At 66.7% G+C, this 12,536-nt stretch carries 15 protein-coding genes; 11 read left to right on the top strand and 4 right to left on the bottom strand.

All coding sequences use genetic code 11. The features are described 5' to 3' along the window. The first annotated feature begins 335 nt into the window (after positions 1–335). The 3 genes from Tther_RS11750 to Tther_RS11740 all read left to right on the top strand — a co-directional run bounded on the left by Tther_RS11750 (position 336) and on the right by Tther_RS11740 (position 3,731). Complete coding sequence (locus tag Tther_RS11750) at positions 336–881, top strand: hypothetical protein (protein ID WP_143904096.1); 546 nt, start codon at positions 336–338, stop codon at positions 879–881. Positions 882–953: 72 nt separating this feature from the next. Then, positions 954–2,402 carry a site-specific DNA-methyltransferase gene (locus Tther_RS11745; protein WP_246099028.1) on the top strand — a complete coding sequence of 483 codons (1,449 nt, stop codon included), beginning with the start codon at positions 954–956 and terminating at the stop codon, positions 2,400–2,402. A 90-nt stretch (positions 2,403–2,492) separates the two neighbouring features. Further along, a complete protein-coding gene (locus tag Tther_RS11740; RefSeq protein ID WP_143904094.1) occupies positions 2,493–3,731 on the top strand; it encodes a site-specific DNA-methyltransferase in 1,239 nt (412 codons plus the stop codon). 56 nt (positions 3,732–3,787) lie between these two features. Here the strand turns inward: Tther_RS11740 and Tther_RS11735 are convergent, their stop codons facing one another. From Tther_RS11735 to Tther_RS11720, 4 genes are all read right to left on the bottom strand, one after another. After that, positions 3,788–4,348, bottom strand: a complete 561-nt coding sequence (locus Tther_RS11735; RefSeq protein ID WP_143904092.1) for a DUF3489 domain-containing protein — start codon at positions 4,346–4,348, stop codon at positions 3,788–3,790. 29 nt (positions 4,349–4,377) lie between these two features. Next, positions 4,378–4,632: a DUF6900 domain-containing protein gene (locus Tther_RS11730; RefSeq protein WP_143904090.1), complete on the bottom strand. Its 255-nt coding sequence runs from the start codon at positions 4,630–4,632 to the stop codon at positions 4,378–4,380. A gap of 87 nt (positions 4,633–4,719) precedes the next feature. After that, positions 4,720–4,986 carry a hypothetical protein gene (locus Tther_RS11725; protein ID WP_143904088.1) on the bottom strand — a complete coding sequence of 89 codons (267 nt, stop codon included), beginning with the start codon at positions 4,984–4,986 and terminating at the stop codon, positions 4,720–4,722. Between the two features lie 36 nt (positions 4,987–5,022). Continuing rightward, complete coding sequence (locus Tther_RS11720; RefSeq protein ID WP_143904086.1) at positions 5,023–5,271, bottom strand: hypothetical protein; 249 nt, start codon at positions 5,269–5,271, stop codon at positions 5,023–5,025. 175 nt (positions 5,272–5,446) lie between these two features. Here Tther_RS11720 and Tther_RS11715 point away from each other — a divergent pair, with 175 nt between their 5' ends. The 8 genes from Tther_RS11715 to Tther_RS11680 are packed head-to-tail and all read left to right on the top strand — an operon-like array spanning position 5,447 to position 12,476. Beyond that, entirely contained in the window at positions 5,447–7,321 is a 1,875-nt protein-coding gene (locus Tther_RS11715) for a phage terminase large subunit family protein (protein WP_143904084.1), read from the top strand. Between the two features lie 35 nt (positions 7,322–7,356). Beyond that, complete coding sequence (locus tag Tther_RS11710) at positions 7,357–7,569, top strand: phage head-tail joining protein (protein WP_143904082.1); 213 nt, start codon at positions 7,357–7,359, stop codon at positions 7,567–7,569. Further along, positions 7,569–9,023 carry a phage portal protein gene (locus Tther_RS11705; protein WP_143904080.1) on the top strand — a complete coding sequence of 485 codons (1,455 nt, stop codon included), beginning with the start codon at positions 7,569–7,571 and terminating at the stop codon, positions 9,021–9,023. The genes Tther_RS11710 and Tther_RS11705 overlap by 1 nt, the downstream gene beginning before the upstream one ends. Before the next feature lie 2 nt (positions 9,024–9,025). Then, entirely contained in the window at positions 9,026–10,285 is a 1,260-nt protein-coding gene (locus tag Tther_RS11700; RefSeq protein WP_143904077.1) for a S49 family peptidase, read from the top strand. After that, positions 10,282–10,671 (top strand): head decoration protein, encoded by a 390-nt coding sequence (locus Tther_RS11695; protein WP_143904075.1) that lies wholly within the window; start codon positions 10,282–10,284, stop codon positions 10,669–10,671. Before Tther_RS11700 ends, Tther_RS11695 begins: the two co-directional genes overlap by 4 nt. A gap of 13 nt (positions 10,672–10,684) precedes the next feature. Then, positions 10,685–11,713, top strand: a complete 1,029-nt coding sequence (locus Tther_RS11690) for a major capsid protein (RefSeq protein ID WP_143904073.1) — start codon at positions 10,685–10,687, stop codon at positions 11,711–11,713. After that, the gene (locus Tther_RS11685) at positions 11,713–12,042 is read left to right on the top strand and encodes a head-tail joining protein (protein ID WP_143904071.1); all 330 of its coding nucleotides are present in this window, start codon (positions 11,713–11,715) and stop codon (positions 12,040–12,042) included. The genes Tther_RS11690 and Tther_RS11685 overlap by 1 nt, the downstream gene beginning before the upstream one ends. After that, a complete protein-coding gene (locus tag Tther_RS11680) occupies positions 12,039–12,476 on the top strand; it encodes a hypothetical protein (RefSeq protein ID WP_143904069.1) in 438 nt (145 codons plus the stop codon). Before Tther_RS11685 ends, Tther_RS11680 begins: the two co-directional genes overlap by 4 nt. Positions 12,477–12,536: the final 60 nt, after the last annotated feature.

Genomic DNA, 12,536 nt, shown 5'->3' with positions numbered 1-12,536 from the left:
TAGATATTGAAGTGCATGACCGCCTCCGCAAACGAAATATAACACATTGATGTGTTATGCGACATGAGCGGCAATGTCAAGACTCTGCTCCGAGTTGGAACACTGAAAGTCGATAGCCCTAAAACGCATCAGAAAGCCCTCTGAGCGATTTTGCGCATGGGATGATGCTTCCCCATTGCCAACATCCAGATCGTCGATCCTGCGGCCTTCTGTGGCCTTCTGCGGTTCCTTCCTGGCCATCTAAAGCGCGGGGCCGCGCGCGGCGCGGCGTTTCGCTAGCGTCAGGCCAAAAAATAGGTTGCCAGTTGCCAGTTGCCGGTTGCCAGGAGACGTAAATGGGAGTTTCGATTCGGGCTTACGCCCAGCACAGAGGGGTCAGCCACGAAGCGGTCAGGAAGGCGATAGCCGCGGGCCGCATCACGCTCGAACCCGGCGGCACCATCGACCCCGCCAAGGCAGATGCGCAGTGGAATCAGCGCACCCGTGTGGCGCAGCCGCCCGTGTCGCAGGCGACAACCAAGGCGACAACCGCCAACGCCGCCGCGCAAGCTGCCGGCGAAGACGCGCTGTCGGCGAACTACCACAAGGCCCGCACCGTTCGCGAGGCCTACGCCGCCAGGCTGGCCAAGCTCGAATACGAGGAGCGGCAAGGCAAGCTCATCAACGCCGATGAGGTGAAGGTGACCGTCTTCAATCTTGCCCGGCGGCTGCGCGACCGCATGCAACAGATACCGCGCCAAGTCTCGGCGCAGATCGTCGCGGCGGTGGCGGCAAAGCCCGACCCGCGCGAGGTCGAAGACATCCTCGACCAAGCGATCCGCGAGGCGTTGATCGAAATCTCTTCGGAAGACGGCGGTGTGCGCGTTCCCGAATTCCGATGATCGATCCTGCGCCGCCTGCCGGCACCGGCCCACCCGCAATTCTGTCTGCAACGCTGCTGTGGAGTTATCCGCATGACCATCACCCCTGCGATGGCCAAGCACCTCGAGCACTGGCCCATCGAGCGACTCAAGCCCTACGCGCGCAATGCACGCACGCACTCGGACGAGCAGGTCGCCAAGCTTGCGGCCAGCATCGCCGAGTTCGGCTTTACCGCGCCGATCCTGGTCTCGGCCGACGGCGACATCCTCGCAGGCCACGGCCGGCTGGCGGCGGCCAAGCGGCTCGGGCTTGAGACCGTGCCGGTGGTCGTGCTCGACCACTTGAGCCCCACGCAGCGGCGCGCCTACATCCTGGCCGACAACCGTCTGGCCCTGGATGCGGGCTGGGACGAGGCGCTGCTGGCCGAGGAACTGGCCGCCTTGCAGGGCGAAGGCTTCGACCTGATGCTGACCGGTTTCAGTGACGAGGAGCTCGATGATCTGCTCGGCAAGGCCGATTCCGACGACGAAACAAATCCGCCAATTGGCGAAATTGCCGAAGACGCCGAAGACGCCGACGAGGACATCCCCGCGCCGCCGCGCATCGTCATCAGCCGCCCGGGCGACATCTGGCGCGTGGGTCAGCACCGGCTCATCTGCGCCGACTCATCCGACGCTGACGCCGTTGCGCGACTGATGGCGGGCGAGCGCGCCGCGCTGCTCTTCACCAGCCCGCCATATGCCAACCAGCGCAACTACACCACGGGTGGCATCGCCGACTGGGATGCGCTGATGCAAGGCGTCTTTGCGGCGGCCATGCGGATCATGGCTGCCGACGGCCAGATGCTGGTCAACCTGGGCCTGGTGCATCGCGATGGCGAGTGGCAGCCCTACTGGGACGGCTGGATCGAATGGATGCGCGCTCAAGGCTGGCGGCGCTTTGGCTGGTATGTGTGGGATCAGGGCGTGACGGTGCCGGGCGACTGGGCCGGGCGACTGGCCCCGCGCCACGAGTTCATCTTCCACTTCAATCGCGAGGCCCGAAAGCCCAACAAGATCGTGCCGTGCAAGACAGCGGGCACCTACAGTCACCTTGCGGCTCTCAACGGCGGTGGCGGCTTGCGAGACAAAGACGGCAATCCGAACGACTGGACGCACGCCGACCGTCCCATCCAAGACTTCCGCATCCCGGACTCGGTCATCACCGTCACCCGCCAGCGCGGGCCCATCGACCGCGAGCGCGAGATCGACCACCCGGCGGTGTTTCCCGTCGGGCTGCCCACGTTCGTGATGGAGGCCTACAGCGATGAGGGCGACATCGTCTTCGAGCCCTTCTCAGGCTCGGGCACCACGATTCTGGCTGGTGAAGCCTGCGGCCGCCGGGTCAGGGCCTCGGAGCTTGCCCCCGAATACGTCGATGTGGCGCTGATCCGCTGGATCAAGAACCACCCCGACCAGACGCCGGTGCTGCAGGCCTCCGGCCAGACCTGGGACGAGGTCAAGGCTGAGCGGGAGCCCGAGGGCGTGACTGCGACGGCCTAACTCAACGCCAACAAAGGCCTGTCGGGCGTCTTCAACGACCGCATGGCCGCTGGACAACCCCCCGTATCAACCCTGGGGATGCAATCGCAAATGAACTGGCTCGCCGACAAAATCGAGCGCTGGCCCATCGAGCGCCTGTTGCCCTACATCCGCAACCCGCGCACGCACTCGGATGAGCAGATTGCTCAGATTGCCGCATCGATTGCCGAATTTGGTTTCGTCAACCCGATCCTGGTGGGCGGCGACGGCATCATTGTGGCCGGTCACGGCCGGCTGGCGGCGGCGCGCAAGCTCAACCTCGCCGAGGTGCCGGTTGTGGTGCTGGACCACCTCACGCCGACGCAACGTCGCGCGCTCGTCATCGCCGACAACCGGATTGCCGAGAACGCCGGCTGGGATGAAGAACTGTTGCGCGTCGAGCTTGAGTCGCTGCGCGAGGAGGGCTTCGATCTGGACTTGCTCGGCTTCGATGACGCAGCGCTAGCCGATCTGCTGGCCGACGACGGGGCGACAGAGGGCAACACCGACGACGACGCCGCGCCCGAGGTGCAGGAGACGCCCGTCTCGCGGCCGGGCGACGTCTGGATCATGGGCCCGCACCGGCTGGTCTGCGGCGACGCCACCACCGCCGAGGCCTATGCGCGCCTGTTTCCGGACGGCGAGCGGGCGGACATGGTCTTTACCGACCCGCCCTACAACGTCGCCTACGCCGACGACACGCGCCCGATCCTCAACGACAAGCTTGGCGATCGGTTTGGGGACTTTCTGCGCGATGCCTTGCAGCTGTTCTTGCCGCACTGTGACGGGGCAGTCTACATCGCCATGTCCTCCAGCGAACTGGACACGCTGCAAGCGGCCTTCCGCGCCGCCGGGGGCCACTGGTCCACCTTCATCATCTGGGCGAAGAACGCCTTTACCCTTGGCCGGTCAGACTACCAGCGCCAATACGAGCCCATCCTCTACGGCTGGCGGGAAGGCGCAACGCGCTACTGGTGCGGCGATCGCGACCAGGGCGATGTCTGGCACATCGACAAGCCGCGCGTCAACGACCTGCACCCGACGATGAAGCCGGTGGAGCTGGTCGAGCGCGCGATTCGCAACTCCAGCCGGCCGGGTGATGTGGTGCTCGATCCCTTCGGCGGCTCGGGCACGACGCTGATCGCCGCCGAGAAGGCCGGGCGCGTGGCGCGGCTGATCGAGCTCGACCCGAAGTATGCGGACGTGATCGTGCGGCGCTGGCAGGACTGGACGGGCCAACAAGCCACCCGCGAGGCGGATGGCCTGGCCTTCGATCAGGCGGCGAGCGACTCGTCGGCGATCGCGCAGTGAATCACGAACCCGGTCAGATAAGGCAGCCCGCGCGGGATGTGCTGCCCCATCGCGACTCAGGCAAGCCGGTAGACGCGCTCGCCGCCCGGGGATCTCTCGGAGACGATCGTCAGGCCCAGTTTCTTCTTCAGCGCCCCGGCCAAGGTGCCGCGTACCGTGTGCGCCTGCCAGCCCGTGGCCTCGCAGATCTGCGCGATGGTGGCGCCCTCGGGGCGTTTCAACATCTCGATCACCAGGGCCTGCTTGCTGTGCTCGCGACCGCGCTTGGGGGCGGCATCGGGCTGGTCCTGTTGCCAGCTGGCCTCGGCGGCGGCGACTGCTGCTTCCAGTTCCGGGTCGACGGCCAGGGGCGGCGTGGCAACGCGGGTGGCCACCGTCGGCGGCAGGACATCTTCCGGCTGCGCCTCGCCCTTGATGATGGCGATGGCTGCCGGGGTCAGGCGCCACTGGCCGCCTTGCTGCTCGATCAACCCCCGCTGCGCGAGGCTGGCGATCATCTTGAGTTTGGCCCCGCCCTTGAGGTCGAGCAGCGGCTCGATCAGGCCGCCCGCATCGCAATGAGCGCGGGTGATGAGGTCAAGTTGGCGTTCGGTGATCGGGGTGGTTTGTGCGGACATGGTCGTGCTCCTTGTGGGTGATGTGAGGGTCAGGCGGCTTGCTGCTGGGCCGGTTGATCAGTGGCCTTGCTGGTGGCGTTTTGGCCTGCGGTCAGACCGGCTTGGTAGGCCGCCATCAAGGCGCTTTTGACGCCCCAAACGCTGACGTCGTGGAAGTCCAGGCTGTCGCTGTTGCGCGTGGCCAGGGTCTCGATGAAGAGATGGTCCAGGGCGATCCGGGCGAGCAGCTGGTCGAGTTGCTGCGCGGCTTTGGTGGCGGTGGCTTTGGTGGTGGTCTTGCGCATGGTGTTCTCCTTGGGGTGGGTTGCTGTGCTTGTAGTAACGCGCTGTTCGCCCGTGAAGCCAAGCGCTTTCCGCTTGGCTTGCCAGATTCAGCGCGGGCGCAACACGGCGATCCCGGCATGCGCGAGTTCGAGCGCGGCGGCGTGGAAGGCGGCCTCGGCAATCCAGGGCGCGGCGCGGGCGTCGTCCAGCAGGCGGTCGAGCACGGGGCGGGCCTGGGTGCGCATCGCGGCGCAGGCGGATTCGAGCTCGTCGCGGCTGGCGGCGGCCACCTCCTTGCGGTAAGTGCGCACCAGCACGGTCAGGGCGGCCTCGGCGAGTCGCTCGCCGAGGGCGTCAACTTTGTCGTATTTCATGGCGTTTTCCTGGTTGCGGCGGCTGGGTTGGCGTGATCAGTCTTCCCACAGGTACTCGATGTCAAGGCTGACCCAAATGCGCGCATCGCGCGCGGTGGCCATTTCGCGCACCGGCAGGCCGGTTTTGATGTTGGTGCCGGTCTTGCCGGTGAAGTCGTAGCGCTCGCCTTGGTGCCAGCGCACGCTTGTGGGGCCGTGTTCGTCGAACTCGACCCAGATCAGGCGCTTGCCGAGGGCGTTGCCGTTGGTGTCGGTGACCTGGGGTTGGCGGATGCGCAGGGTCATGGTGTGCTCTCCTTCTCGGTTGATCGCTGCGACAGCTGTATTAAGGCGCTGCTTGTCAGATAATCCAAGCGAATCCAGTTGATTTGTTCCTTGTGTGGATTGAACGCCGTTAGGCATCGCCTTTGGCGGTGTGTCGTGCCGCTAATTCAGCCCCCGGTTTTGTTGATGCGCATTCGTGGCAATCGATCGTGTGTTTCAATCCCCGGCATCCGACCTTGTGTTGTCATGGATTCGGGGTGTTGCGCCCGATCCCGTCCTCACCGTCGATGAGTGGGCCGACCGCCACCGGATGCTGACGTCGGTCACTTCGGCCGAGGCGGGGCGCTGGCGCACCGAGCGCACTCCCTATCTGCGGGAGGTGATGCAGGCGCTTTCGGCCGCCTCGCGCGTCGAGCGGGTGGTGTTGATTAAGGGGGCCCAGTTGGGCGGGACGGAAGCCGGCCTAAACTGGCTGGGCTACGTCATCCACCATGCGCCCGGCCCGATGCTGCTGGTGCAGCCGACCGTGGAAGGGGCCAAGCGGGTTTCCAAGCAGCGCATCGATGCGCTGATCGAGTCGTGCCCGGCTCTGTCCGAGCGGGTCAAAGACCCAAGAAGCCGGGATTCCGGCAACACCCAGCTGATGAAGGAGTTTCCGGGCGGCGTTGTGATCCTGACCGGGGCCAATTCGGCGGTGGGCCTGCGCTCGATGCCGGTGCGCTACCTGTTCTTGGACGAGGTGGACGGCTATCCGGGCGACGCCGACGGCGAGGGCGATCCGGTGGCGCTGGCGATGCAGCGCACGGTCACCTTCATCAACCGCAAGATTTACCTCTGCTCGACGCCGACGATCAAAGGCTTCTCGCGCATCGAGGCGGCTTATCTGGAGTCTGACCAGCGGGTTTATGAAGTGCCGTGCGATCACTGCGGCCAATACAGCCCGATCCTGTGGCGGGATATCCGCTGGCCTGAGGGCAGGTCGGAAGAAGCTGCCTGGCGCTGCCCGCACTGCGGCGGCCTCCACCCCGAGCACCGCAAGCCGGCGCTCTTGGCGGCCGGACGATGGACGCCGCGCGCCGCGGGCGATGGCAAGACGGCGGGGTTTCACCTCTCGAGCCTGTACAGCCCGTGGCTGACCTGGGCCGAGATCGCGCAGGAACACCAGGCGGTCAAGGACGATCCGGTGCGGCTCAAGGTTTGGGTCAACACCAAGCTGGCCGAGACCTGGGAAGACCGCGATGGAGAGAGCTTGGACGCCGAAGGCTTGATGGCGCGCCGCGAGGCGTATGGGCCGGCGGCACCTGCCTCTGTGGCGGTGCTGACCTGCGGCGTGGACGTACAAGACGACCGCATCGAGCTGGAGGTGGTCGGCTGGGGTCGGGACGAGGAGTCGTGGTCGATCGATTACAAAGTGCTGTGGGGCGACCCATCCGCGCCGCAACTGTGGGACGAGCTGGATGCTTATCTCAGCCAGCGCTTTGCGCACGAGACGCTGGCGCAGGGGCTTGCGATCGAGGCGGCCTGCATCGACACCGGCGGCCACCACACGCTCTCTGCCTACGCTTTCTGCCGCGGCAAAGAGCGGCGGCGCATCTGGGCGATCAAGGGCGGAGCCGGCAAGAAGCCCATCTGGCCCAAGCGCCCGAGCAAGGCCAACAAGGGCCGGGTCAGCTTGTTCACCATCGGGGTGGATGCGGCCAAGGAGGCGATCTATGCGCGGCTGAAAAAGGTCGGGCCCGGGCCGGGCGCGATGCACTTTCCGCTGGATCGGGATGCGGAGTACTTCGAGCAGCTGACGGCAGAGCGTATCCGCACCCGCTACGTCAAGGGTTTCCCGCAGCGTTTCTGGTGGAAGCCGGATGGTCGGCGCAACGAGGCGCTGGACTGCCGGGTGTACGCCTACGCGGCGCTGCATGGGCTGCTGTCGATGGGGCTCAACCTGAACCGGCGGGTGGAGGCGCTGCCACAGGCACCTGCGGTGCGCGCGCAGACGGTCGGGCAGGTGGTGGTAGCAACGCCAACGACGCCGAGTCCCCGGCGGCGCATGGCCATCTCTTCCAACTACATCTGATACCGCCAGCCTCTCGCTGGCTGGGAGTGCTGTCGATGACCCTGGAACAACTCAAGGCGCAGTATGAGGCGCTGCGCGCGGCGCGCTTCAATGGCGTGCTCACCGTGAAGGCCGGCGACAAGTGGCTGACCTACAAGTCGGACGCCGAACTGCAGGCGGCGTTGCAGGATTTGGAGCGCGAGATCGCCAACGCCGAAGGCCGCCGCCCGGCGCGGCGTATCCGCGTCTACGCGAGCAAGGGGTTGTGATGGGCGTGTGGCAACAGTGGCGTCAGCGGCTGGGGCGGCAGGTGTTGCGCGTCGGCGCGATGGTCGGCGGCTTCGAGGGCGGCTTGTCGTCGCGCCGCCTGAAGATGTTTCAGGCCAGCCGCGCGCACGTCAACACCCTGATCCAATCCGCCGGCGCGGACATGACCGCGCGCGCGCGCTACCTCATCCGCAACAACGGCTACGCGGCCAATGCGGTGGAGTCGTGGGCGAGCAATGCTGTGGGCACCGGCATCAAGCCATCGTCGGCCATCGCCGACGCGGCGATCAAAGACCAGGTGCAGCAGCTGTGGCTGCGCTGGACGGACGAGTCGGATGCCGAATGGCTGACCGACTTCTACGGCCAGCAGCGCCGTGCTGCGCGCGAGCTGTTTATCGCTGGCGAAGTGTTCTTCCGGCTACGGCAGCGCCGGCCCGAAGATGGCCTGAGCGTGCCGCTGCAGCTGCAGATGCTGCCATCCGAGATGCTGCCGCTGACCGACAACCGCGTGCTCGACAACGGCCACGTGGTGCGGCAGGGCATCGAGTTCGACCGCATCGGCCGTCGCGTGGCGTATCACTTCCTGCGCCGCCACCCTGGAGACATCACCGATCCAGGCTTGGCCGGCGAGACGGTGCGCGTGCCCGCTGAGATGGTGCTGCACATCATCGATCCGGTGGACGCCGGGCAGCTGCGCGGGGTCTCGCGCTTCGCGCCGGCTTTGGTCAAGCTCTTTTTGCTCGACCAGTACGACGACGCCGAGCTCGACCGCAAGAAGGTCGCGGCGATGTTCGTGGGCTTCGTGCGCCGGCCCGAGCGCGACTTTGACAACAGCGGCGAGCGCGACGCGCAAGACGAGCCGCTGTTGCCGCTGGAGCCGGGGCAGCTGCAAATCCTGGATGAGGGCGAAGACATCACTTTCTCCAACCCGGCCGACGTGGGCGGCAACTACGAGGCCTTCCAGTACCGCACCTTGCTGCAGGTGGCGGCGGCCCTCGGGTTGCCCTACGCCAACCTGTCGGCGGACATGCTCAAGGCCAACTACTCCAACACCCGAGCGGCGCTGCTGGAGTTTCGCCGGCGCATTGAAGCCTTCCAGCACTCGGTGCTGGTGTTTCAGATGTGCCGGGCGGTGTGGGCGCGCTGGATGGACGCGGCGGTGCTGTCTGGCGCGCTGACGCTGCCGGACTACGAGCGCCGGCGCGCCGAGTATCTGGCGTGCAACTGGCTGCCGCCGCGCTGGGACTGGGTCGATCCGCTCAAAGACATCCGCGCCGAGATCGAGGCCATCGAGGCGGGGCTCAAGTCACGCACGCAGGCGATTGCCGAGCGCGGCTATGACGCCTCGCAGATCGACGCCGAGATCGCCGCCGATCGGCAGCGCGAGCGCGACCTTGGACTGTGGTTTCAGCGCCGGGCCGCGCCAGTCCCTGTCGATCAACCCGAGTCTGACTGACTATGACCGATCTTCACCACCTGGCGTCCCGCCTGTACGGGACGCCGCTTCTGATCGCGCGCCCCAAGCTCGATGTGATCCTGGGCGTGATGGCGCGCAAGCTCGCCGGGCAGCCGCTGGCGATGCCGACGACCGAGTCGGCGCAGCCGAGACCACCCGCGCTGCAAATCGTCGACGGTATCGCCATCGTGCCGGTGCTGGGTACGCTGGTGCGGCGCTCGGCGTACCTGGACGCGGCCAGTGGCCTGATGAGCTACCACGCGATTCAGGCGATGGCCGAAGACGCCTTTGCCGACCCGCAGGTGCGCGCGGTGCTGCTGGAGGTGGACTCCAGCGGCGGCGAGGCGGGTGGCGTCTTTGACCTGGCGCTGCGTCTGCGTGCCTTGTCCAAAGCGTCCGGCAAGCCGCTGTGGGCCATCGCCGACGAGGCAGCGCTCTCAGCAGCCTACGCCATCGCGTCTGCCGCTGAGCAGCTGTGGCTGACCCGCACCGCCGAGGCGGGCTCCATCGGCGTGGTGGCGGTGCACGTAGATCAGTCGGGCGCGGACGCCCAGGCCGGGCTGTCGTACACCCTGCTGCACGCAGGCGAGCACAAGATCGACGGCCACCCGCACGCGCCGCTGCCAGCGTCGGTGGCGGGCGACATCCAAGCCGACATCGACCGCCTCTACGACCAGTTTGTCGAGCTGGTGGCAGCGCACCGGCGGCTCGATGCGCAGTCGGTGCGCGCCACGCAAGCGCGCATCTACCGAGGCCAAGCCGCCCTGCAGGCGGGGCTGGCCGACCGCATCGGCACGCTCGATGACGCGCTGGCTGCGCTGCAGCAGCGCCTGGCGCGGCGCGCGAGCGCCGATCGCTCTGCGCCCCGACTTTCCCACCCCAAGGAGATGACCATGCACGATGACGCCCACGATGTGCTGGCCGCCGAGGCCAGCGTTGACCCAAACGCTGCGGCCGCGCAGGCGGCTGCGCCCGATACAGCTGCGCTGGCTGCGCAGATCGAGCAGCGATTGCGCGCCGAATTGGCCGAACTGACCGAGATCGCCGCCCAGGCCAAGCGCCTTGGCGTGACGGTCGATCCAGCGCAGGCGCTGACCCAAGGCATCAAGCCCGATGCGCTGCGCCGCACGGTGCTGGAGCAGGCGGCCGCGCGCGATGCGGCCGCCGACATCGTCGCCGTCGCCCCCGCGTCGGCATCGCCCCCATCCGTCGCCGACAGCCCATTGGTCAAGGCGGCCAAAGCTTACGGAGGTAATCAATGAGCACTTTGACATCCAATCCGACGCTGGGCGACGTGCTCAAGCGCGAGTACGACCCGGACTACACCCGCGAGACCGTCACCGTCAAGGCCGGCAGCGCCTACCCCATCGGCGCGGTGCTTGGTCGTATCACTGCAACGGGCGTCTATACGCTCTCTCCTGCCGCCTCGACCACAGGCATCGAGGGTGCCGAGATCGCCTGCGCCGTGCTGCTGGAGCCGGTCGCTGAGAGCACGACGGACACCAAGGCCTTGGCCCTGGTGCGCGGCCCAGCCATCGTGGCCGATCAAGCCCTGGTCTTTGATGCGTCGGTGGACACCGATGCGCAGCGCGCCGCCAAGCGCGAGCAGCTGGCTGCCTACGGCATCGTGGTGCGTACAGCCGTTTGAGAGGAGATTTTCCATGACTGTGATCGTCAATCCGTTTGCTGGGAGCGGCTTTACCCTGGCCGAGATGACGGCGGCCATCCAGCAGCTGCCCAATCGCTACGGCCGCGTGGGCGAGCTGGGTTTGTTTGCGCCCGAGCCAATCTCGCAGCGCACCGTGGTCATCGAGTCGGTCGACGGCGAGCTTCGCTTGCTGCCGTCTGTGCAGCCCGGCGCGCCGGCTACTGTGGGCACGAGCGAGCAGCGCACGCTGCGTTCGTTTGTCGTACCGCACATCCCGCACAACGACGTCATCTTGCCGGCGGAGGTGCAAGGCGTGCGCGGCTTTGGTTTGGCCGCCGGCGAAGACCCGCTGGTGACCGTGATGACGCGCAAGCTCGCGCGCATGCGCGCCAAGCACGCGCAGACGCTGGAGTACATGCGCGTCAACGCGCTGCTGGGCGTGACCAAGGACGGCGCGGGCCAGACGATCTACGACTGGCACGCCGAGTTCGGCATCGCGCGCGCGCAGGTGGATTTCGCCTTTGGCGGCAACGAAGACATCATCACCCGCTGCACCCAGGTGGCGCGCCACATCGAAGAGCATCTCAAAGGCGAGACCATGAGCGGCATTCATGCGCTTGTGAGCCCCGAGTTCTTCGACGCCTTGGTCAAGCACAAGAGCGTCAAGGATGCCTACGCCTTCCACCAGGGCACGGCCGGCGCCAACCCGCTCAGAGACGATGTGCGCCGGGGCTTTCGCTTTGGCTCGATCGTCTTCGAGGAGTACTTCGGCACCGTGACGCTGGCCAATGGTCAGACCGAACGCCTGATCCCGGCGCGCGAGGGCGTGGCGTTCCCGCTCGGCACGCTGGACACCTTCCGCACCTACTTCGCGCCGGCCAACCTGATGGAAGCCGTGGGCACCTACGGTCAGGAGCTTTATGCGTACCAGGTGCCGCGGCAGGACGGCAGCGGCATCGACATCTACACCCAGTCCAACCCGCTGCCGATCGTCAAGCGCCCGGCCTTGACCGTGCGGCTCTTCTCCAGCACCGGATGGTGATGACGTCGTTTGCGCGCGCGCAGCGGCTGGTCGCCGACGCCGTGCGGTCGACATTTGCCGAGCCGGTGCTGCTGCACCGCGAAACCGGCGATCCGCAGCCGCTGCGCGGCATTTTCAGCGCCGCGCACGAGGCGGTGGATGTCAGCAGCGGGCAGCCGGTGTCGATGGTGCAGCCGCTGCTGGAGGTCTGGCAGGACGACTGCACGCCGCCGCCGGTCGAGGGCGATGCGGTGACGGTGCGCGGGCAGCGCTATCTGATCGTCGATGTGCGCCCGGACGGGTACGGCTTTTTGCGGCTGCTGCTGCATCTTGACGGGGCGTCGCCGTGAGCAAGCCACCACGCACTGTGATCCGCGAAGCGGTGGCGCAGCGCCTGGCAGCGCATTTGCCGGCGGTCGATGCGCGCATCACGCCGCAGCGCATCCACGTGCATCGCGCCACGCCGCTGGCATCTGGCCGCTTGCCGGCGATCCTCATCTACGCGCAGCAGGAGCGCATCGAAGAGCAGCCGCACGCTGATCCGGGCTTGCGCTACCGCAAGTTGGACGTGGCGGTCGACATCGTCGCCGGTGGCGCGACCGCTGCCGACGATGTGGACACGCTGGCGCAGGCGGTCGAAGCGATCCTCGATCAGGACGAGACGCTGGGCCGCCTGGTCGAAGGCACGCGGCTGTTGCGCATCGAGATCGACCAAGACGGATTGTGCAACCTCTTTTCTGTAAATTTCCGGTTGGGTGGTCATGACAACCGGGTTACAGGTTGAAGTTGAGATAGACCTTGCCGGTCAGCCACTCGTCGTCGAGTTCGGCGAGCATTGCGGAAA

Source organism: Tepidimonas thermarum, from assembly GCF_007556705.1.
Classification (GTDB): Bacteria; Pseudomonadota; Gammaproteobacteria; order Burkholderiales; family Burkholderiaceae_C; genus Tepidimonas; species Tepidimonas thermarum.
This window is presented reverse-complemented; position numbering and strand designations above follow the sequence as displayed.